The following is a 23767-nucleotide window of genomic DNA, read 5'->3' as shown; positions in this document are numbered from 1 at the left end:
ATTAAATGAGGAACTTTTAGATACTAATATTCCTTATTAATCCAGATTGATAAATAACATTTAGACACTTAAAACATGGGAAAAGCACTTGAAATTACCGATAGCACCTTCGACGAACTGATCCAGGGCGACAAGCCAGTACTGGTTGACTTCTGGGCTGAGTGGTGTGGGCCTTGTAAGATGATCGGTCCGGTTGTGGAGCAACTCGCTGGTGAGTACGACGGCAAAGCAGTTATCGGTAAAATGGATGTGGATATGAACTCTTCGGTACCTGCAAAATTCGGTATCCGCAGTATCCCTACGCTGATGATCTTCAAAGGCGGCCAACTGGTAGATAAAGTAGTAGGCGTTGTTCCTAAAACAACCCTTGAAGATAAATTGAATGCCCAAATCGAAGCGACCGTTTGATAATCGCTGATTTGTGAAAGAGTTAAAAGCCCCGGTGACGGGGCTTTTTTAGTTGTATACTAGAATGAAAGGTATATAATTATCTACTCTTATTACTATATTTGCACTATGAAATATTCGGAGTTTCATCGCATCATCCGGCGGAACGGATGGATCCTGGCCCGCACACGAGGCAGCCACTATATGTACACAAAAAACGGCATAACGTATTGCGTGCCGTATCATTCTTCAAAGGAAATGAATGAAGGTTTGAGAAAGACAATCATCAAGGAAATGAAATTGACTAATCAATAGAGGTATGAAAAGAATCAGAATATTGATTGAAAGAGGAAAAGACGGATATAGTGCTTACGCCGAAAATGCCAGGAAAATTTATGGAATAGGAGATACGGTGCAAGATGTGAAAAGAAATGTTCTCGAATGCATTGAAATCCTTAAATCATTTGACGACAAGAACATTCCGGCAGCGCTGAAAGGTGAATACGAAATCATCTGGAAGTTCGATGTGGAAAGTCTTTTGGAATATTACAAAGGCATATTTAGCCAGACAGGGATTGCTCGGCTGACGGGCATTAATGAAAAGCAACTGAATCACTACGCCTCCGGCCTCAAAAAGCCTCGCGCAGCACAGGCGAAGAAGATTGAGAGTGCATTGCATAAACTGGGAGGAGAATTGCTGGCTATCGAATTGTGATGGGATCGCCGACGAAATCTCGTATATGTCGTTGCATGCCTACGGCATTTTGGCGCTTCCTCATCTGACTTTTACTACCAATATTACATGCCAGACGGCATTGAAGGTTTGGGTAGAGCGGCACAAATGGCCGTTCTTTCTTCCTACGTTAAGTCGCGTAGCGACGTAATATTGGTAGCAAAACCGAAAATCCTCCCTTCAACGTGAATCCCGTAGGGATGTAACATTACCACTCGCTAATTTCAACATAGCCGCATCGTGCTAAAACCGAACCGCATAGCAGGAACAACGAATGCGGCGACAGGCTACTCATTGATTTCGATTGTAAAACTAGCCTCGAAAGTTCCGCCGGCTTCCAGTTTCAGAATACCTTCCTTTGTCGCAAAATTCTGGTCCGAATCGGCGCTGTCGGCAATGCCCAGCCATGGCTCGATACATACGAAATGGCCGCCGGGTTTTGCCCAGATGCCGAGGTAGGGGAAGTCTTTGTAGGAAACAGTGATTACCTGTCCCGATTTGGTGCTTCTCAGACTCACCCGTTTTGAAATCAAATGCTTGAAAATCAATGCATCATTGTCGAACAGGTGGTTGTTTAAATGCAGCACATTGGTGTGTTCCAAAACCGGTTTGGTCGTGTTGCTTACGAGGCCGTTTTTTTCCAGAATCCAGGTTGAATCGTTTTCAATCGCCTCAAATTCAAGGTAATAGTCCTCGTAAACTTCATCCTCATGGAGAGGACATTTGAATGCAGGATGACCGCCGAGGGAGAAAAGCATTTCAGAACCGCCGTGGTTGAGCACTTTATGATCGACCACGACTTTCTTGCCTTCCAGCCGGTAGGTAATTTGAAACTTGAATTTGAAAGGATAAATGGCCAGCGTTTCTTCGTTGTATTCTAATGCAAATGTAAGACTATCAGTTGTTTGGCTCGTTAGTTTTACATTTGCGTTATTGCGGACCATTCCGTGGCGTGGTACCGCATATTCACTGCCGTTGTATTTTACAAAACCATTCTTGATAGCGCCGATCACGGGAAAAAGTACCGGTGCATAACTGGCCCAAACCGAAGGATCAGCGTTCCAGAGGAAATCTTTGCCGGTTACGGTCGATTGGATCTGGCAAAGTTCAGCGCCGGTTTCCTGCACGGCGATTTTCAAATGGTCGTTTTGAATGGAGTAGTTCATATCGTTCAAGAATTCAGGACATTGATAATAGTCGCGCAGGCCTCGCGAATCTGATCTTCGGTGATCGTCAGCGGTGGGGCAATGCGCATGGAATTGTCGCAAAAAAGGAACCAGTCGGTGACCACGCCCAGCTCGATACAACGATCGATGGTCGCTTTCAGTTTATCGAAAGATGCCATTTCTGCCGCAAGCATAAGGCCTTTTCCGCGGATTTCCTTGATTTCAGGGTGAATTAACAGTGATTTAAACAGTTCTCCTTTTTCGATGGCCGCTTGCGCCAGTTGCTCATCGACAGTTACCCTTAGGGCAGCCAGCGACGCCGCGCAACTCACGGGATGTCCGCCAAATGTGGTAATGTGGCCGAGTATCGGATTGGTTTTCAGTACTTTCATGATTTGTTGCGACGCCATGAATGCACCGATCGGCATGCCGCCACCCATTCCTTTGGCACTCAGCAGCATATCCGGGTAAATACCATACTGCTCAAATGCCCAGAAGCTACCCGTACGTCCAAAACCGGTTTGTATTTCATCCAGAATGAGCAAGGTGCCGGTTTCAGTGCATTTTCGGCGCAGCGCAACGAGGTAACAATCATCAGGCACCCGCACCCCCGACTCACCACCGATCACCTCGATAATTACAGCGGCAGTCTGATCCGTAATTTTTTCAAGATCAGGCAAATAGCCATGCTGAATATGCTTTACGCCCGGCAGTAGCGGACGGAAGTTTCGTTTGAAAAACTCTGCGCCGGCCAGGCTCAATGCGCCCTGCGTAGCCCCGTGATAAGCATTGTAACACGAAACGAATTCGCGCCGCTTGGTAAACCGTTTCGCTAGTTTCATGGCTCCTTCCACCGCTTCGGTACCCGAATTGGTGAAATATACATTGTCGATCAGGCCGAAAGGAGAGGGGTTGGGGGCCTCCAAATGCAAGGTGTCGGCCAATGCTTTCGCGAGTTGTACCTGCGCGCTCTGCACGTACTCGCCATACACGAGCAGGTGCATATGCTTATCCAGTTGTGCGTGAATGGCTTCGAGCACTTTCGGGTGCCGGTGGCCAACGTTGCTCACGCCGATACCGGAAATGAGGTCCATATACGACTTGCCGTCGAGACCGTACATGTAAACGCCCTCGGCCTTTTCAATTTCAAGGGCAAGCGGGAAATCGGAAGTTTGCGCCAGATGGTCGAAAAAGTGCTGGCGATGTGAGATATGCATTCTAATGTTCAAAAAAACTGGCACTGCCGCCTACCCAGGTGAAATCCTTGTTGTACCGGACGCCGATCATTTCGCCCCGGCTCAACCGGCTGAGACTGATCAGTAACTCCGGCTTTTCAGCATTGTCGGGCCAGCCGTACATCATGCGGATTTCGCATTTCACGAGACCGTCTGGTGCCTGGATAACCGGTTCGTAGGCGACTTTTCGCTGCAATATATAATTTTCCGGGTCGGGAATGGCTTCCAGATCGGCTTTTGTCAGGTGGAGCTGCACGCCGGAACCCGCGAAAGAGAAAAGCGGTTTCAATACATAATTCTGAAGGTCAGCAGGAAACTCATCCCGGTAGTCGCTCAGAAAACGGGTTTCGGGTATAAATTCCCCCTTCAAAAAAGGCATCGCAAACTTGCTGATCCTGAAAAACCAGTTAGGATGACCTACCCATTGCACGTCGACGTCGTCGGTGAAGTGGTAGCTGGTTTGCAGATCGGGATAGTTGAACAGGTCGTCGAAAATGAGGCGGTTGTAGATGCGTGTGACCTGGATTTTCCGGCCGTCTTTTTCATAAAACAACAGCCTTCCTTCCCGGATCAGTTTGGTATAACACACTGCCTTAATGCCCAGCATTTGCTCGGTAACCGCGAAATCGATGCGCGTTTTCTGCTTTTCCGGGAATATTTCAAGCAATATCACATGCTCAGGCTGTTCGCCGCCGAGGATCAGCGCTTTCAATTTGGATACATATTCATCCAAAGAAGTCGCGCCAAACAGATATTCGAAATTGCCCTGGACATCGAAAAATTTCCTGAAAGTCTCCGATAGCAACGCCTGATAGCCAAATATGGACGGAAAGCCCTGTAATTCAATGAGCTGTGGCACGAGTTCACCAGCCGCATTCCGGCAAATGGCGTAATCGATAGCGAGAAAAGAGGAATGCGCATTCTCGCCGGGAACGTACTGATTAGAAGGTACGGCGCGATCCGTTTTGCTGCGAAAATCGGGTGATATTAACGTAGAAATGATATCGTCCGATGCGTGTATGATCTTTTCTTTCAGTTTTTTGGGTACAAAAACAGGCGTTTCTGCAACTCTGAAATCCAGCTGACCGGGAAACGGCGTATTGAGCGATTCGACGAATTTTTCGTACCCTTTCTCCGTAAAGGAGTTATTGAACGCTTCCCGGGCTTGCTTATGCATAGGCTGGCTGGAACGTTTTGTTGAATGCGTTTTTCAAAAATGTGGGAATAACGACGGCTTCGGTCATCGAAATCTTGTCCGGATCGTTCAAATGCACGATCATATCGTTGTACTTCTGCTCACCGTGCGCTTTGATAATGGCCTCCTTTTTATCTTCCTTCAAAAAATAACGCAGCATTCCCTCGGCATCGGCCTCCGGGTGAAACTGTGTGCCGACGATCTCGCCCGAAAAGCGGATAGCCATCACGGCGCGTTCGAGCGGCACGTGCGGGCGAATTTTTTCCAGACAAAGCAGCTTCGCACCCAATGCGTCGAATGCAAACTGGTTGGGCTGGGTAACCTGGAAATCACGTGAATCGACGATCCAGAAAGGGTCGCTCAATGCACTTAGCAACGGATCTTTGCGCCCGGAGGAAGTTTTGTGTACTGGAAATGTGCCAAAGGATGTTTTCCGCCGCTTGCTCACCGCCGCCAGCTCCCAGTGAATGCATGCCATTTGAAATGAATGACAAATCAGGAACAAATGCTTTTTGATACGGTTCTGCCGCTTTGCATTGAAAGCCAGTATTTTATCCAGAAATCCGAAAAATTTCTTCTCCCAAGCCTCGCCGACCGGTGCCGGATTGCCCGGCCCGCCCGTAGAAATGTATGCGTCGAAGTCCATTTCCGGCACTTCGAGCTTTTGTCTTACATCAAAAACAGAGAATTCAACGGGCATGCTCTGCTGCTCTCCAAATGCGGCGATGATCTTTTTAATGCATCGCATTCCCTCGTTGGGGTGGCCGTTGTACATGTCCAGGATCGCAATCCGGAAATGTCTTTCATGAGTGGTCATTTCAGTGGGGGGCCGGTTCGTGTCAGTGAAAACGGCCTTTAAGTTATAGAATCGGGTAACCTATTTTAAACAAATGTGTTCCTGATTAGTTCGGATTTTGGATCAAAAGTTTGATTTAATTCTAATCAAAGGCCGATTTTAGTTTCCGAGACAATATAATCTACAACCGCGTTCAAACTGCCCGTTTGCTCGAAAACGGCGAGCTGGCGGTCGGCACCGGTACCCATTTCGAGTATCTGGTGAATGTATTCGATCTCCTTGCGGCTGCCGAGTTCGTCCACTACGTCGTCGATGAATTCGAGGAGCTCGCAGATCAGGATTTTGTACTCCACTTCCTGCTGCTTCCCGAAGTCGATCAGCTTGCTTTGAATACCATACCGCGCAGCACGCCATTTATTTTCGTTGATCAGCATTCGCCGGTAGGGGCGGAAGCTCAGGTTCTGGCTGTGTAGCTTGTGGATTTTGGCCACGAGCGCCTGCATGATCGCGGCCAGGCAGATGGTCTCGTCCGTACGCATGGGCACGTCGCACATGCGGAACTCGATGGTGTTGAAAAACGGGTGTACACGGATGTCCCACCAGATTTTTTTGCCGTTGTCGATGCAGTTTGTTTTAATCAAAAGCGCCACATACTCGTCATATTCGGCCGCACTCGAAAAGAAATCGGGAATGCCGGTCCTGGGGAATTTGTCGAAAACCTTCGAGCGATAGGACTTGAAACCCGTATTGCGCCCGCACCAGAACGGCGAGTTGGTCGATAATGCGTAAATGTGCGGCAGGAAATACCTTACCGCATTCATGATCTGTATTCCTTCGTTCCGGCTCTCGATGCCCACGTGCACGTGCAACCCGAAAATGAGGTTACCGCGTGCTACATCGCGCATTTCGTCGATGATCTGGTCGTAACGCGGATCGTCGGTAATGAGCTGGTCTACCCAGTCGGCGAACGGGTGTGTGCCGGCAGCGGCTACTTGGAGGTCCTGTTTTTCGGCCAGGTCCAGGATCATTTTGCGCAGGTAGGTAACCTCTTCCCGCGCTTCCTGGATGTTATGGCAGATATTCGTCCCTACTTCCACCACCGCCTGGTGCATTTCCGCCTTCACGCGTTCCTTTAATGTAATTTTTCCATCTTCAACCAGCTTTGACATGTGCGACCGCAGGTTACGGGTTACCGGGTCGATGGTCTGAAATTCTTCTTCAATTCCCAGGGTGAATGTTGCCATAATGCAAAGGCGGCTGAATTTTAGTTTGTCAGGACTTCTTCAATTTGGAGTTTTTGGCGGGTGCTTTGGTCGCGGCCGCCTTGGTAGTCGGGATTTTGGGCTCTGCCGGTTCGGCCACGGCGATCGGTTCCGTGACGATCGCTCCAAGCGATTTGGCCGGTTTCTTCGGCGCTACCGTTTTGACTTTTACTTCGGTGGCGGATGGGGCGGCTTCCGGAGTTTTCGCAGGCGCGGCCTTGGGTGCCTTCGTTGCTGCCGGTTTCGTTGCGGCCGCTATTTCGGGAGTCGCTTTGGTTGCTTTCGCGGGCGCAGGTTTCGCGGCAGCCGGCGTTTTTTCGGCTGTTTTGGTTGCTTTCGCGGGTGCGGCTTTTGCTTTTGCAGGTTCAGAAGGAGCTGCGGCCGGTTCGGCGGAAGCTACCGCTGGTTGGGCGGCTTGTGCCGGAATGCCATTGACGGCCTGGTTAATGAATGTACCCCAGGTAAGGTTGATCTGCCCCGGAACCTGCGCTTTTGCCCGCTCGATGGCCATATTGGCCGCCGCTTCCACTACCCATTCGAAGTTGTCGCGACCTACCGAGTAAATGTCGGCGTCGGGCGCGGGATTACAGAAGTCAATTGCGTATGGAATGCCGTCGCGCACGGCGAATTCGACGGTATTAAAGTCATAACCCAATGCGACATTCAGTTTTAATGTATAGTCCCTGATCGTTTCCAGCAGTTTTTCGCGCTCCTCGCCCTGGGCTTTCAAATCGGCGGCGTAGCGCAAATGGTGCGGGTTGCGCGGTTCGTAAGGCATCACGAGCACATCTTTCTGACCAATGCAATAGCAGCGTACATAATCGTCGAACACGATTTCTTCCTGCAACATCATCACCAATTGTCCCGTTTCCTCGTGCTTGATCCACATATCCTGCGGGTTCACGACGCGGTACACACTTTTCCAGCCACCGCCGTCGTGCGGTTTCATGTACGCCGGGAAGCCCACATACTGAAATATCTCCTCCCACGCCATAGGGAATGCGAGGTTGCGGAAGGAGGTTTCGGAAGTGTTATCGGGGCGTTGTTTCGAAGGTAGCAACACGGTTTTTGGAACCGGTATGCCCAGTTTTTCCGCCAATGCATTGTTAAAGAACTTCTCGTCCGCGCTCCACCAGAAAGGGTTATTGATCACTGCCGTGCCCGAAAGTGCTGCGTTTTTAAGGAATGAGCGGTAAAAAGGCACGTCCTGCGAAATACGGTCGATGATCACGGCATATTCGGTGGGTGCGGCCTGTATGACTTTATCGATGGTAACGGCCTCTGCTATAATGCCGTCTTCACCTTTGCTGTTGATTCTTTCGATAAACGCGTTCGGGAAGGTGTTTTCCATTCCAAACAGGATTCCGATCTTTTTCATATTCAGGTTTTGAGTTGTGTTTTTGATTATTGCAAAACAATGCGCGACAGGTAATCCGGAAACATTTTGTTCCATAGCGGCCAGTCGTGCTTCTCCCAGCCCCGGATGTCGAGCCAATGTTCGATGCCGCTGTTGTTGAGGACGTTGGACATTCTTATGTTGCTATTCAGGCAAATGTCCCAGTCGGAAGTGCCGAGAGCGATCTTCATGTGGCCGAAGCGCCAGCCTTGCTCATTAGGCATGAAATCGACCGGATTATTGAAATAAACCGAATCATCATAAAAGCCATCGAGAAAGCCCCGGATGTCGAATATGCCGCTCATACTGAGGAGATATGCGACCTGGTCGGGATGGCGGAAGGCGAAATTAGCGGCATGGAAACCGCCAAAGCTGCAACCCGCCACGCCGATCTTGCCGACATTACATTCATTCCTTATATAAGGTACGAGCTCGTTTTTCAGGAATTTGTCGTATTGAATGTGGTTCGCGACCCGGTATTCGGGATTGAGATGCTTCGCGTACCAGGAGTCGGCGTCGATCGTGTCCACACAGTAAATCTTGTATTTCCCCGATTCGACCAGCCACCGGACGGATTCGATCAGGCCCATGTCCTTGGCCTGGTAATACCGGCCGAGCGTCGTGGGGAAGAGCAGGATAGGGTAGCCCCAACTGCCGAAAACAAGCATCTCCACGTCCTTGTCGAGATGATGAGAGTAGTATTTAATGTGCTTCTCTTCCAAACAAAGACGGTTTATAGTTGATAAATGAAATATACAAAACAAATCATAGGAAGCAAATTATTAACTTTCGGGTTTTATTTCTGTCCGTAGTCGTCCCATTTCAGTGAATTCAGCCACTTTCCCCATAAAAACAATGCCTGTAATTACCTCGCTACCATCGACTTTCCTTGGCCGGGAAGTGGTGGTGACGATCGTGCTGCCGATGCATTTTAATCCCAATGAAACTTACCCGCTGGTGCTTTTCAATGATGGACAGGACTTTGGGGCTTTGCATATGGCGGAAACGGCGGCGGCATTGGAGGCCGCGGGAAGCATCGCTCCGTGCGTCATTGCGGGCATACACGCGAATGAGGCGCGCATACATGAGTACGGGGTCGCCCGCCAGCCCGACTACGCGGGACGGGGCGGCAACGCGCAGCTTACGACCTCATTTGTTTTGGAAGAATTGCTGCCATATCTGGCAAAGCATTATAATATTGTTCAAAACGGCATTACCTACGCCGGCTTCTCGCTGGGCGGGTTAATGGCGCTGGATGCCGTATGGAACCACCCCGATGTATTCTCGCAAGCCGGCATATTCTCCGGCTCGCTGTGGTGGCGGCAAAAGGCGCTCGACGAAGGTTATGCGGAAACGGACCGCATTATGCATGAGCAAATACGGGTTACCAAAAGTACGGCTCCACTTAGTTTCTGGTTTCAATGCGGGACCTGGGACGAGCACGACGACCGGGATGGCGACGGCGTGATCGATTCCATTCAGGATACGCTCGAATGCATTGCCGAGTTGGAACGGAAAGGGTATGCCTGGGGGCGGGATGTTTGTTATGTAGAAGTAAAAGAGGGAATGCACAACCCAGAAACATGGGCAAAAGTCCTTCCTGATTTCCTCGTATGGGCATCAGGAAGGGCAGGGAAGGCCTAATCCATGTTGGACAGGAATGCCATAGTATCGATACCGTCGGCATAATCCGAGAGCCCGGGTGCCTGTGCGGAGCCGAATGGCAGCGCTTCCGGTAAGTGCAATTCGGGTTTCGCCACCACGCACTGGATCTTTTCCTCCGATTCCCGCAATAATGCTTTCAATTCTTCCACGGAATCATAATGCTGGTAATGCAGCACGCTGATGGGCGATACCAATGCCTCGCTCTCGGTTGCGAGCAAAAAGCCGTTATCCGAGTGCGCAATACGGTTTACGAGGTAAATGGATTTGTTGTACTCGTAATTGTTGAAATACTTGTGGTGATTTACATAGTCATCCGCCATTTCTTCGATGGCCTGGTAAAACCCGGTAAAGTCATATCCGGACGGAACGAAAACTTTGGATACATTGCGGCAGCCAAGCCCGAAATATTGCAGAATATCAGTCGCTAATGCCCTGAGTTCCTCACGCGTTTCCCCGCCCGTGAGTGCGGCGACCGATGTCCGGTTCTTACGTATAATATTAGGCTTTTTGGCAAAATAGTAATGGAAATACCGCGCCGTATTGTCGCTTCCCGTCGCGATGTACGCATCCGAATCGTTCAAACGCTCTACGAACTGAATATAATCCTTAAACTCCGGTTCGATTTCGGTCAGTTGGGTAAGCAATGCACGGATCAGCAGCGGGTCGTCGGAGCTTGGTTTGGCGAGTAAAGTATGTCCGCTGATGAGTACGCACAGTGCATCATGAAAACCTACCGCAGGGATGTTTCCTGCCATAACTACGCCAATTTTGCAGGATTGGGCGGGTTCGGGGTAGGCTGCGGCCCAGGCTTGGAGTCGCTCTTCATTCATGTACTGCCCGGCGATCGCATTCAATGACAACCTTACATTGGCGGGTGTGAACCAGTTATTCCGGCTTTTGGCGCCCGCAACCCATTCCGCGATCGTTTCCTCGTTGGCCGGGTCGCTGATGAACTGCCCCAGACGGATGAATGCATTTATTCTCCGAATTCTTGATATCATTCTACTCTGACTCTAAAAAGTTAAATGGCAAGTGCCGTTTTTATTTTTCTGATTGTTGGGAAACTATAAATAGTTATATTTGTTACCCAATACAGAAGAATAGCAACAAATATAAACAATCCGGCGACTATGGCTATAATGATAACCGATGAATGCATAAATTGTGGGGCGTGTGAGCCAGAATGCCCGAATACTGCAATTTATGAGGGAGGTGTAGAATGGACTTGGGGAGATGGAACGAGTTTAGATGAAGTGGACTTCGGTGATGGCACCATCGTAAGCGGCAAGGAAAAGCAGTCCCCTGTTTCAGACGAATTTTACTATATAGTTACAGATAAATGTACCGAGTGCGTTGGTTTCCATGAAGAACCCCAGTGTGCTGCGGTTTGTCCGGTTGACTGCTGCGTGCCTGATCCCGACAACGAGGAAGAAGAAGAAACTTTGCTTGCCAAAAAAGCATGGATGCACGGTGAATAGACCCTGCTGAATATAGAAAATGCGAAGCCTGCTACTCAGCAGGCTTTTTTTGTGCCCTTTCGGTTCTGCAAATGGCATTATAATAATAAAATTTCTTAATAACTGCAACTGATTCTTTTGAAGAAAATTCTGTTTTGTTGAGCATATGCAGAATATTCAGTTTTTGTAAAAAATTGTGATTTTGGTGTTTTTGTGTTTTAAAAACGATAAAAAACATGATAAAAATCAGAAAATTGGATTTTTAGGTATAAATTTTGGCTAGATTATTTGATAAATATAATTTAAGTACAATATTTGATCCAGTAAATCAGCCGGAGAGTAATATTAACTTAAACAGAATATAATTATGAAAAAAGTCTATTGCACAGTATTATCTTTGATAGTTCCGATTTTGGGTTTTGCGAAGGCGGAAGATGATAAGAAGGCAGTGAAAGCCGATACTGCGGTGGTAACAGAGGCTAAGGATGAGGAAGAGGCAAAAGGAGCATTCGCTTTCTCGGGCTATCTGGATTCCTATTACATGGCTAATTTCAATAAACCCGTATCCCGCTCCAATATGGGTGCCTCTAACGCGAGGGTGTTCGATCAAAAGTCGGGCCAGTTTTCGCTCGGTCTGGTTCAGGCGAAGGTTGCTTATACCAATGCTAAGTCGGAAGCGGTTGTTGACCTTACTTTCGGTCCTAATGCAAACATGGGCAACTATGGAAACGCATTGTTCAGCACTGCGCTGGCGATCAAGCAAGCATACTTTACATACAAATTTACCGACAAGTTCTCGATGACCGCAGGACAGTTCGGTACGCATATCGGGTACGAAGTGATCGACGCACCGGCCAACTTCAACTACTCGCTCTCCAACCTGTTCAACAACGGTCCGTTCTACCACGCAGGTTTGAAAGCCACTTACGCATTCTCCGACAAGGCATCTCTCATGGTCGGTGTGGTGAACAATGTGGATGGTTTAGGCGATAACAACCGCGCGAAAGGCATTATCAGCCAATTGTATTTCAAACCGGTTGAAAACTGGAACGTGTACGTGAATTACATCGGAAGCAACGAGGCTAACACGGATTCACTGGGCAAGCAGCCGGACGGCTTCTACCAGGTATTCGACCTTACCACCAGCTTCCAGATCTCTGAGAAATTCCTCCTGGGTCTTAACGCCGCGTATGGATCGCAGAAGGGTGATTATCAGGGCGCAGGTGGTCCGATCAAGGCTGAATCCTGGGGTGGTGTAGCGGTTTATGCGAATACCGCAATCACCGACAACTTCGGAATCGGCGCACGTTACGAATATTTCAACAACGACAGCGGTGTGAGAGGTTTGCTTACTGCCGCGAAGACGGGCACCAAAGTGAATTCAGTGACCTTGACTGGTAACATCAACCTGGCCGACGGACATATCCTGGTAAAACCTGAATTCCGTCTCGACGCTTATCCTAAACTGAGCGGTGCAGGAGAAGCGCAGCAGTTCCAGGATTCAGAAGGCGGCTGGACTAAAAACAGCCAGACTACATTCGGATTAGCATTCATTTACAAGTTCTGATACAACAGCATTTCACACGAATACCTTCTTAATCTAATACAATAACAATAATTTACTACAATGGAAAAACGTAACTTTATCCCACTGATTATCCTCCTGGTAATCAGCATCCTCGGTGCCTTCGTCCCCAATGTTCCGACGCAGATCCCTACGGAGGGCATCAATTCGGGCGACACTGCATGGATGCTCGTGTCATCCGCGCTGGTACTGCTTATGACCCCGGGTCTGGCGTACTTCTACGGAGGAATGGTTAACACCAAAAACGTCATCTCCACGATGCTCCAGAGCTTCATCGCGATGGGGGTAATCAGTGTGGTATGGGTAGTTTGCGGTTTCAGTCTTGCATTTGGTGAGGACATCGGTGGTTTCATCGGTAACCCATCGACGCACTTCATGTTCAAAGGTGTATTGGACGGCCCGGTTTGGGGTACCATTCCTTTCGCTTTGTTCGCGATGTTCCAGTTGAAGTTCGCGGTGATCACACCTGCGCTCGTAACCGGTTCAATGGCTGAGCGTATCAACTTCCGCTCTTACGTTCTTTTCATGATCCTTTTCTGCTTGTTAATTTACACACCACTTTGCCACATGACATGGCATGCAGATGGTATTCTTTTCAAAATGGGTGTTCTTGACTTTGCAGGTGGTACTGTGGTTCACATGTCTGCCGGCTGGGCTGCTTTCGCTGGTGCATTGTATCTGAAACGTCGCAAGTCGCTGCTCGAAGACCACGTATTGCCTCCTGCGAACATTCCATTCGTATTGCTCGGAACAGGTTTGCTTTGGTTCGGATGGTTCGGTTTCAACGCCGGTTCTGCACTGACAGCCTCTCCGTTGGCGGTTTCAGCTTTCGCTACTACTAACACCGCTGCTGGTGCTGCTGGTTTGGCATGGGTCCTTTTCGATGCTGCAAGAGGCAAGAAAGTATCTGCACTTGGTTTCTGTATCGGTGCTGTGGTTGGTCTGGTTGCCATCACACCAGCTGCCGGTTTCGTAACGGTTCCTGCTGCATTGTTCATCGGAACTGTGGCTGCGATCATCTCTAACTACGTTGCCCACCTGCGCACCCGTTCAACTTTGGACGATACGCTGGACGTATTCCCTTGCCACGGTGTAGGTGGTATGGTAGGTATGCTCATGACCGGTATCTTCGCGACAAGCGGTGTTAACTCACTGGTAGTTGACCAAGGTCTTGCATTCGGCGAAACCAAGTTGTTCATCAACCACGTAATCGCCCTGGTAGGTGTATCTGCATTCGCATTCGTAGGCTCATTCGTACTCCTTAAAGTGACTGACCTGATCCTGCCGCTTCGTGTAACTGAATCGGACGAAAAAGCAGGTCTGGACGTAAGCCAGCACGACGAGTTCCTTGTAGAAGCTTAATCTAAACTATAAGAATAAATGCAAAAGCCCGGCCAAATTGGTCGGGCTTTCTTTGTGACAAATTAAAGCAAGCTGTTCCTAGCAGCCTTTTCTTCTTATAATAATCCCCGGATTAAAACCCGAGCCAAAGAATTCTCTAGTCCATTGCCGTCGACTTAAGTCGACGGTACTAGATAAGATTATAGCTAGATTAAGATTATAGCTAGATTAAAGATTATAGCTGGATTAGAATTTATAGCTAGCTCAGAATCGATTGGTCAAAACTAACAGCAGGCTAGTTGATTGCAGATCAAACTGACTTTAACTATCAGTGAATCAAAACTTCTTCCTGAATCTCAGTGACTTCCATCAACCCTTCTGCATTAATATGATCATACCGCACTTCCTTGGTCTCATTGATCAGCAGCGGATCGTATTTCACAGCCACGCGTACATAGTTACCTGTAAACCCAAGCATCTGCCCGTTCTGCACCTCATCCTCAAACAATACTTTCCCTTCCTTGCCCATCTGGCTTTCATAGAAGAACCGTTTCTTCTTATCCGAGAGAATATGCAGCATTTTGGAACGTTCGGCCCGCTCAGCTTTCGGTACAATAGGGCGGATGGCTAATGCAGTAGTATTTTCTCTTTCTGAATAAGTAAACACGTGCAAATACGAGACATCCAGCTCGTTCAAAAAGCGGTAGGTCTCTTCAAATAGCTCCTTCGTTTCTCCCGCATGTCCCACGATCACGTCCACGCCAATGCAGCAATCCGGCATCAGCGACTTGATTTTCGCCACACGTTCTTCATAAAGCTCGCGTTTGTAACGCCGTTTCATCAGGCCCAAAACCTTATTGGAACCCGATTGCAAGGGAATATGGAAGTGCGGTGCGAAGCGTTTGGATTGCGCCACAAACTCAATGACCTCGTCCGTCAGCAAGTTGGGCTCAATGGAGGAAATACGGAAGCGTTCGATGCCATCTACCTCATCCAATGCTTTGACCAGATCCAGGAAAGTTTCTTCGCGAACGCCGTTACGCAAACCGAAATCACCGATATTGACACCGGTAAGCACGATTTCCTTCACGTCGCGCGCAGCAATGTCGCGTGCGGCCTTCACGATATTTTCGATACTGTCCGACCGGCTCTTCCCGCGTGCGAGCGGGATCGTGCAATACGCGCACGGGTAGTCGCAGCCATCCTGCACTTTCAGGAACGTGCGCGTGCGGTCGTTGAGTGAATAGGAAGTATGGTATTCAACCGCATTGTCGATCGTGGAAGCGATTACCTGTGCCGGCTGGCCGGAAGGTGCTTTTTCGAATGTATCGATCAATTCCACCAGACGGAATTTCTCGGCAGCGCCTAACACCGCGTCTACGCCCGGTATTTCGGAAATTTCCTTGGGTTTCAGCTGGGCATAGCAACCGATGACTGCCACGTAGCCGTCCGCATTGATTTTCTGTGCCTCGCGCACGATTTTGCGGCATTTTTTGTCCGCATTCTCCGTGACCGAGCAAGTGTTGATGATAAATATATCCGGGTTTTCGTTGAATTCCACTTTGGTATAACCCTTATCCTCGAACATGCGTCCGATCGAAGAGCTTTCGGAGTAATTCAGCTTGCACCCTAATGTATAAAAAGCGACTTTTTTCATTGTTTTTAAATATCCTGCAAAATTACACCTTTATTATCAACGCTTTAAATAATCTCCAAAAGAAGATTGCAGGTAAGCCTTGCCCAGGCCCTCTTCCTGCTGCGGTAAAGCGCCGCTTTTCTCGGTGATATTCCCGCCGATGTTGTCCCGTACGAGGAAGCCGTCGGGACGCATCCAGCCGAGGCCGTTGTTGAATGCGAAATAGGCGAAATCATGACGACCCTTTTTGAAAATGTCGTTACTCCACGCAAAAGTTCCGGAGGGTAAATGCATTTGGTTTAAAATCGTGGCCGCGAGGTCGGTTTGCGACGCGAGCGTGTCTACACGTGCAGGTGCAGCCGTAAGCGCGCCGCCGAGCCAGAGCATGGGGATATGGAACTCCGAAGGCTTGTCTTTGCGGGTTTCAGGCAGTGGGTGGCCGTGGTCGGCGATGATGACGACGAGCGTATTTTTCCACCAGGGTTTGGTTTGCGCCTCGCGGAGGAATGCACCGAGGGATTCGTCGGTATAATGCAATGCGTTCAGGAACAAATGCTCCGGGTCGTTGCCCTGGATTACTGTTTTAGTAGGCACTTCAAACGGCTCGTGGCTGCTCAGCGTGAACATCGTCGAGAAAAACGGCTGCTTTTCCTGATCCAGATCCTGCATCAACCTTTTGAAAACCACATGATCATGTGCGCCCCATTTGGAATTCATGTCTTTTGAGTCGAAGTCGTTGATGTCGACAATACGGTCGAAACCTTGTTGGAGGAAATACGACTTCATATTGGCGAACTCGGTTTCGCCGCCGTAGTAGAAGGACGTCTGCCAGCCGCGTTCCTTGAAAATGGTAGGTAACGATGGCAGAGAGGCTGTTTTTTTTGGTATTTTAATGATGGAAGTGGTAGGCTGCGCCGGGTAACCGCTCAGAATCGCTACCATACCTTTGTCGCTGCGGTTGCCGCTTGCATATATATTGGTAAAAAGCAGCCCTTCTTTGGCAATCTGGTCGAACTGCGGGGTAATGCCTTTCAACCCGCCCAACGAAGCCACGGCTTTTGCCGTAAAACTTTCCCAAATGATTACCAGCACATTCTTTTTGCCAATTGTATCGATAACCTGGTCGGTAATACCTTCCGATCCGTACAGGTTGGTGACAGTTTGCTTAGCTTCGGCTTCGTCCAAGTATTTAAATGGGTTTTCATTGGAATAACCCTCACTGATCACCGATCGCATATAATTCCACGGCACATTCACGGCCGCGTAATTCGCAAAGCTCTTATCGCTGAAAAACACCGCGCTCTCGTTCATAGGAGCCAGCTGGAAACCGCCGCGAATGGGGATAATGAGGCTGCCGGCAATGACCAGGAATGCCGGTATCGTGTACCAAAGCGGCGTGAGCCGGAATGCACCGGTAATGCGCCGGACAATTGTCTGCAACACGCGATTGACCAGGAATATCAATGCAAACAACAGCAGGCACAGCTGCCATACCGGCGCTGCGCCCATCGATGCAAAAGCCTCGGAAGGCGTTTCGAGGTAATGCAGCGAGGTCGCATCGATGCGAAAGCCCCAGGCGCGGAACAGTTCCAGGTCAACGACCGTGAGCAACGTGATGACCGATACGACTATAATGGTGTAAATCCGCAGCGTTTTCCGATACCATTCCCAGCGGTGACCAGTGAACATCATCAGCAAGGTAGGAATGCCCAGGATGTAGGCGGCGAAGGAAATATCCATCGGCAGGCCGTGGCCCGCGCTCGCTACCCACAGCGACGATGGTAATTCGAGTGCTTTTTTATAATGGTATGCCAGGAAAATGACCCGGAAAAACTGGAAAATAACGACCCAGGCCAGCCCGTACAAGGCAATAAATTCAAGTCTTTTACGCATTGGTGTCTATGAACAATTTGCAAAGTTCTTAAAAATGCGCTAACCTGTGGTAACCGTTGGGCAGCTAATGTGAAAATGTCCGCAGGATTTGTGGTTCGTATCGGTAAATAGATAATTTTGAGGAGAATTAATATAAATCAATAAATACATGACGTTTCGTTCCAAAGCTTTTGAGATCGCGCAAGGCCGTGTCTCGCCTGTTTTGACCCCTCCCACAGAAAAAGTAGCCGACCTTTATGGCAGCAATACATTCAGTGATGATGTGATGAAAACCCTGCTTTCCGCAGAGGCTTATACCAAAATCTCCAATGCGATCCGCTCCGGCTCGACGATCGACCGGGAAGTAGCCGAGGAAGTGGCCGCGGCCATGAAATCGTGGGCTATTTCGAAAGGTGCGACGCACTACACCCACTGGTTCCAGCCATTGACCGGAACGACAGCTGAAAAGCACGACTCGTTTTTTGACCTTACGATCGACGGAAAAGCGGTTGAGAAATTCAAAGGCAGCGCATTGGTGCAGCAGGAGCCGGATGCTTCCTCGTTCCCGAGCGGCGGCTTGCGCGCGACATTCGAGGCGCGTGGCTACACGGGCTGGGACCCGAGTTCGCCGGCGTTCCTGATGGACAATGGCGCGGGTGGTAAAACCTTGTGTATCCCTTCCGTTTTCATTTCCTACAACGGAGAAGCATTGGATTACAAAGCGCCGCTTCTGCGCTCGCTGATGATGCTCGACAAGGCCGCAACCGGCGTTTGCCAGTTCTTCAACCGCGATGTGTCGAAGGTAACGCCTACTTTGGGGATAGAGCAGGAGTATTTTCTGGTGGACAAGGCATTGTATTACGCCCGTCCGGACCTGTTGATGTCGGGACGTACCGTTTTCGGGCATAATCCGGCACGCGGCCAGCAACTCGACGACCATTATTTCGGCTCTATTTCACCGCGTGTGAATGCATTTATGGTGGACTTCGAATTCGAAGCATTGAAGCTCGGTATACCCGTCCGCACCCGGCATAACGAGGTAGCGCCCGGCCAGTTTGAATGTGCACCGACTTTCGAGGAGGTCAACCTTGCGATCGATCACAATGCATTGCTGATGGATCTAATGCAGAAAATCGGCGACAAGCATAATTTCCAGGTGCTGTTCCATGAAAAACCATTTGCAGGCATTAACGGTAGCGGAAAACATAACAACTGGTCGCTTTCGACCGATACGGGCATTAACTTGCTCGCACCGACATCTAAGCCAAAGGAAAATCTGCGCTTCCTGACATTCCTGATGAACGTCGTGAAAGCCGTGCACGATCATGCCGACCTGTTACGCGCGTCGATATCGTCGGCGGGTAACGAGCATCGCCTGGGCGCGAACGAGGCGCCACCGTCGATTGTATCGGTGTTCCTCGGTGGCGATCTTACCAATATGCTGGAAGAGCTCGTGAGCAAAGGAGAGATTACGCTGGAAAAAGGGGAGAATTTCTATTACAAATTAGGCATTTCCCGCATTCCTAACCTCCAACGGGACAATACCGACCGCAACCGGACGTCGCCGTTCTGTTTTACGGGAAATAAATTCGAATACCGTGCCGTAGGAAGCTCGCAGAACAGCGCGTCGCCGATGATCATCCTCAATACGATTGTAGCGAACCAGTTGCTCGACTTCAAACGCGAAATGGACGAGCGCCTGGTAGCAGGGGAAGAGAAGAAGGTAGCGACCGTGGAGATACTGAAACGGTATTTCCTTGAATCTAAAAATATTCTTTTTGAAGGAAACGGTTATTCCGACGAATGGATCGAAGAGGCCGCCAAGCGCGGTTTGAGCAATATCCGTGAGACTTTCGATGCATTGTACGCCTATAAAACAGACAAAACCATCACTGTTTTCGAACGAACCGGCGTACTGAGCTCACGCGAGCTGCACGCGCGGTACGAGATCGAACTGGAAAATTATGTGAAGAAGTTGCAGATCGAATCACGCGTGATCGGTGACCTCGCATTGAATCACATTGTTTCGACGGTGGTGAAATACCAGTTCAAACTCGCACAGACGGCCCGCTCGCTGACCGACCTCGAAATGATGGAAGAAGCCGAGCCGATTAAGGAAATTATCCGTGACATTTCGTCGCACGTGGTGGTAATCAAGAAGCTGGTGCATGAAATGACCGAAAGCCGTAAGAGAGCCAACAATATCGAAGAGCTTTTCGAACGCGCCAAATGCTACGGTTCGGAGGTAAAAGGCTTTTTCGATGAGATACGCTACCACGTGGATAAGCTGGAATTGCTGATCGACGACGAGGACTGGCCACTGGCTAAGTACCGTGAAATGTTATTTTTGGAGTAGTTTTGCAATTGAATCAAACAACAAGCATATGAATCCCGGATTTGATCCAGAAGAAATCGCGCAGCTCAAAGCCGAATGCAAGGCCGAGAATTCGAACTTTATATATGTAGAAGACGAGTTCGAAGACGACGACAGCGAAAACAATGAGCACGCACACGTGCAGTTTGTAGGCACTTACAAAAATCAGGAGGTCATTTTCGACGCGCTGGTCTATACATTGCGCCTGCATCACTCCACGCTCGTGTACGACGAGGCGCTGGAACGCCTGAAAAAGGAAATGCCGGGCTACGTATCACCGGATGAGCGTCCGGCGAACTACAAAACGACCGACGAGCAGGAAGACGAAGCCGAATTGCTGCTGACGGAGTTCATTGAGGAAATCGAGGAAGGGGAGGAGATCACCGTCCGCGAACACATCGAAATCGACGACCAGTTTGAATACGGTGTCGGCCTTGAAGTAGGACTGAACAAAACCGAGATCGACGACCAGGTGATCAGCGATTTTATCAAAGCTTATACCTCCGGTAAAGTGGAGCTCGACCCGACGCTGTACTCGTTCACCGGCAGTGAGGATGAGGATTGATCTGCGCAATCTACCCAGCCTTAAAAGGCTGGGTTAAGGCTGGGCTAGATGTACCCCACAAAGCAAAACGACCAGCCATTTGGCTGGTCGTTTTGCTTTGTATAGTCGATCTGCGGATTAGATAGCAGATTTAACAGTCTTGATGATACGAGCTGCCACTTTGTATGGATCAGCAGCCGAGTTTGGACGACGGTCTTCAAGGTATCCGCTCCATCCTTTTTGAGGAACCAGAACAGGGATACGGATAGAAGCACCACGGTCAGAAACACCGTAGCTGAAATCGTGGATAGAAGCAGTTTCGTGCTTTCCAGTCAAACGCAGGTGGTTATCAGCACCGTAAACTTCGATATGCTCTTTCACTACCGGACGGAATGCTTCGCAAATTTTGTCGAAAGTAGCTTTGCTGCCCGCAGTTCTCAATACACCGTTTGAGAAGTTGGCGTGCATACCTGAACCGTTCCAGTCGAGGTCGCCAAGCGGCTTGCAGTGCCAGTTGATAGATACACCGTATTTCTCACCGATTCTTTCGAGCAGGTAACGGCCCAACCAGATTTGGTCGCCAGCTTCTTTCGCGCCTTTCGCAAAGATCTGGAATTCCCACTGGCCAGCAGCAACTTCTGCATTGATACCTTCTACGTTCAGACCTGCGTCGAGGCAAACGTCAAGGTGCTCTTCGATGATCTCGCGACCGTAAGCGTTTTTCGCGCCTACCGAGCAGTAGTATGGTCCTTGTGGAGCAGGATAGCCACCCGCTGGGAAGCCCAGTGGTTTGTTGGTTTCGTTGTCCCAAAGGAAATATTCTTGTTCAAATCCGAACCAGAAGTCGTTATCGTCGTCTTCGATAGTTGCACGACCGTTTGATTCGTGAGCAGTTCCGTCAGCGTTCAATACCTCGCACATTACCAGGTAGCCATTTTTACGCTGTGGATCAGAAATAATGTAAACCGGTTTCAGCAAACAGTCGGAAGAACCGCCGGGAGCCTGCTCAGTTGACGAGCCATCAAACGACCACATTGCGCAATCTTCCAGTTTTCCACTAAAATCGTTTTCAATTTTGGTTTTGCTGCGTAAACTTTGGGTCGGCTTGTAGCCATCCAACCAAATATATTCCAGCTTGGACTTTGACATAATAGTACTAGATAAAGTGGTGACGAATAATTATAACGGCACAATATTAATGCAAAAATGTATTTGCAAAAAATAAATGTTAGGAAAAATTAACCTTCCACAGAATATTATTGTGTTCGTGGTAGTATTGTCAGTAAAAAATGCACTATTCTAATAAAATCGATGGGTTTCAAAAATCAGGGTTTTAAGGGGATTTTTTTGTTAAAACGTCTGAAACAGGTTGAAAATATGCCTTTGAAACTATAAAATGGCGACAATATCCTATAAATGATCTTTTTCGCATCGGAGGGTGGATAGAATTCTGCGGGGATTGCAAATTTTGTGCTGTTGCGGATATTTTGTATATTTTTGAAGGCCCCAGCGGTGTTTGCTCACATTATCACAATATTGGAAAAATGCATTTGTTTTACCAGCCTGACCCTCACGTTTTTGAACTCGACGAAGAGGAAGCAAGGCATAGTTCGAAGGTTTTGAGGCTGGGTTCCGGCGACATGATTTACGTCACCAATGGCCAAGGCTTGCTGCAAAAATGCCGGCTTAATGTTCAGGGGCGAAAAGTAGGTTACGAAGTGGTAGAATCCAAACTGACGGAGCGGAGAAATTTCGCAGTCAATATGGCGATCGCGCCCACGCGCAAGGCCGAGCGCAATGAATGGATGGTGGAGAAAATGACCGAAATCGGGGTAGAGCGTATCGATTTCGTAATCACGGAACATACCAATCCCGAAACACTGAACCGCGTCGTGAACCTTACGAGGCTCAACCGCATCGCCGCCGCGGCTATGAAGCAGTCGCAGCAATATTATATGCCGGTTATTACAGTAAATAACAAGTACGAGCCGTTTATTAAAAATGTAGCCGACGCCGTCCGCCTGATCGCGTATGTTCCCGAACAAAATACGGTGGAACACGTTTTTAGTAAAATAAAGAAAGGTGTCGCCACGACATTGCTCATCGGCCCGGAAGGAGATTTCAGCCCCAAAGAGGTGGAGCTGGCATTGGAAAGCGGTTTTCAAACGGTATCACTGGGCCCAACGAGACTCCGGACGGAAACGGCTGCTGTTGCCGGATGCCACGCGGTGAATCTGGCGCAGGTTTTATAACGAAGTAAATGGTCATTAGGTCAGATGTTGTCATGCAATTGTCAAGAGTCGTCATGTAATTGTCAGGGATAGTTAAACAATACCTGACCACCCCTGACAGTACCTGACTTTTTCATTCATTTATTCACTCATTCAAAATTATGAACGCCCGCCTCCTCGTTATCGCCCTCCTGTTCTGCACCGCCATTGCATCGTTCGGGCAATCGTCATTGAAGATCGCCAAGCTGAAATACGGCGGTGGGGGCGATTGGTATGCCAATAAAACGTCGCTGCCGAACCTGATCAAGTTCTGCAATGCGGAATTGAAAATGAATATCAACCCTGCGGAAGACGTTGTGGAAGTGGGTAGCCCCGACATTTTCTCGTACCCGTTCGTACACATGACCGGGCACGGCAATGTGGTTTTCACAGATGCCGAGGCGCAGAATTTGCGGAATTATCTGCTTTCGGGCGGTTTTTTGCATGTGGATGACAACTATGGCCTCGACCAGTTTATCCGCCGCGAAATGAAAAAGGTTTTCCCCGAGCTTTCATTTGTGGAGCTGCCGTACGATCATCAGATCTACAACATGAAATACAAATTTCCCGACGGCCTCCCGAAAGTACACGAGCACGACGGCAAGCAGCCACAAGGATTCGGGCTCATATGGCAGGGAAGGCTGATCTGCTATTACAGCTACGAAACAGACCTTGGTAATGGTTGGGAAGATCAGAGCGTCTACAACGACCCCGAGGAAATGCGACGTAAGGCATTGCAAATGGGGGCGAACCTGCTCAGCTACGCATTCATGATAGAGTAGGCGGGGGCTGGTTCGGAGGTAGGTATTGCCTATGGCTATATTCCAAATTTAGTTTGGGAAATTTCGGTTTT

General features: G+C 49.0%; 22 protein-coding genes. 11 read left to right on the top strand and 11 right to left on the bottom strand.

The window, feature by feature from the left end:
- Positions 1-75: 75 nt before the first annotated feature.
- The 3 genes from trxA to BLQ88_RS34105 all read left to right on the top strand — a co-directional run bounded on the left by trxA (position 76) and on the right by BLQ88_RS34105 (position 1102).
- Entirely contained in the window at positions 76-408 is a 333-nt protein-coding gene (gene trxA / locus BLQ88_RS34115; RefSeq protein WP_090157505.1) for a thioredoxin, read from the top strand.
- A gap of 108 nt (positions 409-516) precedes the next feature.
- Positions 517-702, top strand: a complete 186-nt coding sequence (locus tag BLQ88_RS37645; RefSeq protein ID WP_090157504.1) for a type II toxin-antitoxin system HicA family toxin — start codon at positions 517-519, stop codon at positions 700-702.
- Positions 703-706: 4 nt separating this feature from the next.
- On the top strand, positions 707-1102 hold the full coding sequence (locus tag BLQ88_RS34105) for a HicB family protein (protein WP_090157503.1): 396 nt from the start codon (positions 707-709) through the stop codon (positions 1100-1102).
- A 305-nt stretch (positions 1103-1407) separates the two neighbouring features.
- Here the strand turns inward: BLQ88_RS34105 and BLQ88_RS34100 are convergent, their stop codons facing one another.
- The 7 genes from BLQ88_RS34100 to BLQ88_RS34070 all read right to left on the bottom strand — a co-directional run bounded on the left by BLQ88_RS34100 (position 1408) and on the right by BLQ88_RS34070 (position 8892).
- Positions 1408-2286 (bottom strand): aldose 1-epimerase family protein, encoded by an 879-nt coding sequence (locus BLQ88_RS34100; RefSeq protein WP_090157502.1) that lies wholly within the window; start codon positions 2284-2286, stop codon positions 1408-1410.
- Between the two features lie 5 nt (positions 2287-2291).
- On the bottom strand, positions 2292-3503 hold the full coding sequence (locus BLQ88_RS34095; protein ID WP_090157501.1) for an aspartate aminotransferase family protein: 1212 nt from the start codon (positions 3501-3503) through the stop codon (positions 2292-2294).
- A gap of 1 nt (position 3504) precedes the next feature.
- Positions 3505-4698 (bottom strand): ATP-grasp domain-containing protein, encoded by a 1194-nt coding sequence (locus BLQ88_RS34090; RefSeq protein ID WP_090157500.1) that lies wholly within the window; start codon positions 4696-4698, stop codon positions 3505-3507.
- Positions 4691-5533: a type 1 glutamine amidotransferase gene (locus BLQ88_RS34085; protein WP_090157499.1), complete on the bottom strand. Its 843-nt coding sequence runs from the start codon at positions 5531-5533 to the stop codon at positions 4691-4693. The genes BLQ88_RS34090 and BLQ88_RS34085 overlap by 8 nt, the downstream gene beginning before the upstream one ends.
- A 125-nt stretch (positions 5534-5658) precedes the next feature.
- The gene (locus tag BLQ88_RS34080) at positions 5659-6756 is read right to left on the bottom strand and encodes a carboxylate-amine ligase (protein WP_090157498.1); all 1098 of its coding nucleotides are present in this window, start codon (positions 6754-6756) and stop codon (positions 5659-5661) included.
- A gap of 28 nt (positions 6757-6784) precedes the next feature.
- The gene (locus BLQ88_RS34075; protein WP_090157497.1) at positions 6785-8152 is read right to left on the bottom strand and encodes an ATP-grasp domain-containing protein; all 1368 of its coding nucleotides are present in this window, start codon (positions 8150-8152) and stop codon (positions 6785-6787) included.
- Positions 8153-8178: 26 nt separating this feature from the next.
- Entirely contained in the window at positions 8179-8892 is a 714-nt protein-coding gene (locus tag BLQ88_RS34070; RefSeq protein WP_090157496.1) for an esterase family protein, read from the bottom strand.
- A 133-nt stretch (positions 8893-9025) separates the two neighbouring features.
- On the opposite strand from BLQ88_RS34070, the gene BLQ88_RS34065 reads away from it, so the two are divergent.
- Positions 9026-9814, top strand: a complete 789-nt coding sequence (locus BLQ88_RS34065) for an alpha/beta hydrolase (RefSeq protein WP_090157495.1) — start codon at positions 9026-9028, stop codon at positions 9812-9814.
- Here BLQ88_RS34065 and BLQ88_RS34060 read toward each other — a convergent pair.
- Positions 9811-10836 (bottom strand): acyl-CoA reductase, encoded by a 1026-nt coding sequence (locus BLQ88_RS34060; protein WP_090157494.1) that lies wholly within the window; start codon positions 10834-10836, stop codon positions 9811-9813. The two genes, BLQ88_RS34065 and BLQ88_RS34060, sit on opposite strands and share 4 nt — an antisense overlap.
- A 129-nt stretch (positions 10837-10965) precedes the next feature.
- On the opposite strand from BLQ88_RS34060, the gene BLQ88_RS34055 reads away from it, so the two are divergent.
- The 3 genes from BLQ88_RS34055 (at position 10966) to BLQ88_RS34040 (ending at position 14239) form a co-directional block, all read left to right on the top strand.
- A complete protein-coding gene (locus BLQ88_RS34055) occupies positions 10966-11313 on the top strand; it encodes a 4Fe-4S binding protein (protein ID WP_083769031.1) in 348 nt (115 codons plus the stop codon).
- A 346-nt stretch (positions 11314-11659) separates the two neighbouring features.
- On the top strand, positions 11660-12859 hold the full coding sequence (locus tag BLQ88_RS34045; RefSeq protein WP_229212979.1) for a porin: 1200 nt from the start codon (positions 11660-11662) through the stop codon (positions 12857-12859).
- A 60-nt stretch (positions 12860-12919) separates the two neighbouring features.
- The gene (locus BLQ88_RS34040) at positions 12920-14239 is read left to right on the top strand and encodes an ammonium transporter (protein WP_090157492.1); all 1320 of its coding nucleotides are present in this window, start codon (positions 12920-12922) and stop codon (positions 14237-14239) included.
- Between the two features lie 307 nt (positions 14240-14546).
- Here the strand turns inward: BLQ88_RS34040 and mtaB are convergent, their stop codons facing one another.
- Together mtaB and BLQ88_RS34030 are read right to left on the bottom strand one after the other, a co-directional pair.
- Positions 14547-15875: a tRNA (N(6)-L-threonylcarbamoyladenosine(37)-C(2))-methylthiotransferase MtaB gene (mtaB, locus tag BLQ88_RS34035; RefSeq protein ID WP_090157491.1), complete on the bottom strand. Its 1329-nt coding sequence runs from the start codon at positions 15873-15875 to the stop codon at positions 14547-14549.
- Between the two features lie 36 nt (positions 15876-15911).
- Positions 15912-17747: an LTA synthase family protein gene (locus tag BLQ88_RS34030; RefSeq protein WP_090157490.1), complete on the bottom strand. Its 1836-nt coding sequence runs from the start codon at positions 17745-17747 to the stop codon at positions 15912-15914.
- 148 nt (positions 17748-17895) lie between these two features.
- On the opposite strand from BLQ88_RS34030, the gene BLQ88_RS34025 reads away from it, so the two are divergent.
- Both BLQ88_RS34025 and BLQ88_RS34020 read left to right on the top strand, forming a co-directional pair.
- A complete protein-coding gene (locus tag BLQ88_RS34025) occupies positions 17896-20082 on the top strand; it encodes a glutamine synthetase III family protein (RefSeq protein WP_090157489.1) in 2187 nt (728 codons plus the stop codon).
- 28 nt (positions 20083-20110) lie between these two features.
- A complete protein-coding gene (locus BLQ88_RS34020; protein ID WP_090157488.1) occupies positions 20111-20665 on the top strand; it encodes a hypothetical protein in 555 nt (184 codons plus the stop codon).
- Positions 20666-20782: 117 nt separating this feature from the next.
- Here BLQ88_RS34020 and BLQ88_RS34015 read toward each other — a convergent pair whose 3' ends face one another.
- Positions 20783-21793: a glutamine synthetase beta-grasp domain-containing protein gene (locus BLQ88_RS34015; RefSeq protein ID WP_090157487.1), complete on the bottom strand. Its 1011-nt coding sequence runs from the start codon at positions 21791-21793 to the stop codon at positions 20783-20785.
- A gap of 395 nt (positions 21794-22188) precedes the next feature.
- Between BLQ88_RS34015 and BLQ88_RS34010 the strand changes: the two genes are divergently transcribed.
- Both BLQ88_RS34010 and BLQ88_RS34005 read left to right on the top strand, forming a co-directional pair.
- Positions 22189-22896 carry an RsmE family RNA methyltransferase gene (locus BLQ88_RS34010; RefSeq protein WP_090157486.1) on the top strand — a complete coding sequence of 236 codons (708 nt, stop codon included), beginning with the start codon at positions 22189-22191 and terminating at the stop codon, positions 22894-22896.
- Positions 22897-23036: 140 nt separating this feature from the next.
- Positions 23037-23696: a DUF4159 domain-containing protein gene (locus BLQ88_RS34005; RefSeq protein WP_090157485.1), complete on the top strand. Its 660-nt coding sequence runs from the start codon at positions 23037-23039 to the stop codon at positions 23694-23696.
- Positions 23697-23767 lie beyond the last annotated feature (71 nt).

This window comes from Dyadobacter soli (assembly GCF_900101885.1).
Classification (GTDB): Bacteria; Bacteroidota; Bacteroidia; order Cytophagales; family Spirosomataceae; genus Dyadobacter; species Dyadobacter soli.
This window is presented reverse-complemented; position numbering and strand designations above follow the sequence as displayed.

Excerpts from the sequence above, each read along its gene's own strand:
- BLQ88_RS34105 (WP_090157503.1), top strand. The coding sequence starts at position 707 with ATGAAAAGAATCAGAATATTGATTGAAAGAGGAAAAGACGGATATAGT.
- BLQ88_RS34015 (WP_090157487.1), bottom strand. The coding sequence starts at position 21,793 with ATGTCAAAGTCCAAGCTGGAATATATTTGGTTGGATGGCTACAAGCCG.
- BLQ88_RS34100 (WP_090157502.1), bottom strand. The coding sequence starts at position 2,286 with ATGAACTACTCCATTCAAAACGACCATTTGAAAATCGCCGTGCAGGAA.
- BLQ88_RS34060 (WP_090157494.1), bottom strand. The coding sequence starts at position 10,836 with ATGATATCAAGAATTCGGAGAATAAATGCATTCATCCGTCTGGGGCAG.
- BLQ88_RS34030 (WP_090157490.1), bottom strand. The coding sequence starts at position 17,747 with ATGCGTAAAAGACTTGAATTTATTGCCTTGTACGGGCTGGCCTGGGTC.
- BLQ88_RS37645 (WP_090157504.1), top strand. The coding sequence starts at position 517 with ATGAAATATTCGGAGTTTCATCGCATCATCCGGCGGAACGGATGGATC.
- BLQ88_RS34045 (WP_229212979.1), top strand. The coding sequence starts at position 11,660 with ATGAAAAAAGTCTATTGCACAGTATTATCTTTGATAGTTCCGATTTTG.
- BLQ88_RS34065 (WP_090157495.1), top strand. The coding sequence starts at position 9,026 with ATGCCTGTAATTACCTCGCTACCATCGACTTTCCTTGGCCGGGAAGTG.
- BLQ88_RS34055 (WP_083769031.1), top strand. The coding sequence starts at position 10,966 with ATGGCTATAATGATAACCGATGAATGCATAAATTGTGGGGCGTGTGAG.
- BLQ88_RS34075 (WP_090157497.1), bottom strand. The coding sequence starts at position 8,152 with ATGAAAAAGATCGGAATCCTGTTTGGAATGGAAAACACCTTCCCGAAC.
- BLQ88_RS34020 (WP_090157488.1), top strand. The coding sequence starts at position 20,111 with ATGAATCCCGGATTTGATCCAGAAGAAATCGCGCAGCTCAAAGCCGAA.
- BLQ88_RS34025 (WP_090157489.1), top strand. The coding sequence starts at position 17,896 with ATGACGTTTCGTTCCAAAGCTTTTGAGATCGCGCAAGGCCGTGTCTCG.
- BLQ88_RS34095 (WP_090157501.1), bottom strand. The coding sequence starts at position 3,503 with ATGCATATCTCACATCGCCAGCACTTTTTCGACCATCTGGCGCAAACT.
- trxA (WP_090157505.1), top strand. The coding sequence starts at position 76 with ATGGGAAAAGCACTTGAAATTACCGATAGCACCTTCGACGAACTGATC.
- BLQ88_RS34080 (WP_090157498.1), bottom strand. The coding sequence starts at position 6,756 with ATGGCAACATTCACCCTGGGAATTGAAGAAGAATTTCAGACCATCGAC.
- mtaB (WP_090157491.1), bottom strand. The coding sequence starts at position 15,875 with ATGAAAAAAGTCGCTTTTTATACATTAGGGTGCAAGCTGAATTACTCC.
- BLQ88_RS34040 (WP_090157492.1), top strand. The coding sequence starts at position 12,920 with ATGGAAAAACGTAACTTTATCCCACTGATTATCCTCCTGGTAATCAGC.
- BLQ88_RS34005 (WP_090157485.1), top strand. The coding sequence starts at position 23,037 with ATGAACGCCCGCCTCCTCGTTATCGCCCTCCTGTTCTGCACCGCCATT.
- BLQ88_RS34085 (WP_090157499.1), bottom strand. The coding sequence starts at position 5,533 with ATGACCACTCATGAAAGACATTTCCGGATTGCGATCCTGGACATGTAC.
- BLQ88_RS34010 (WP_090157486.1), top strand. The coding sequence starts at position 22,189 with ATGCATTTGTTTTACCAGCCTGACCCTCACGTTTTTGAACTCGACGAA.
- BLQ88_RS34090 (WP_090157500.1), bottom strand. The coding sequence starts at position 4,698 with ATGCATAAGCAAGCCCGGGAAGCGTTCAATAACTCCTTTACGGAGAAA.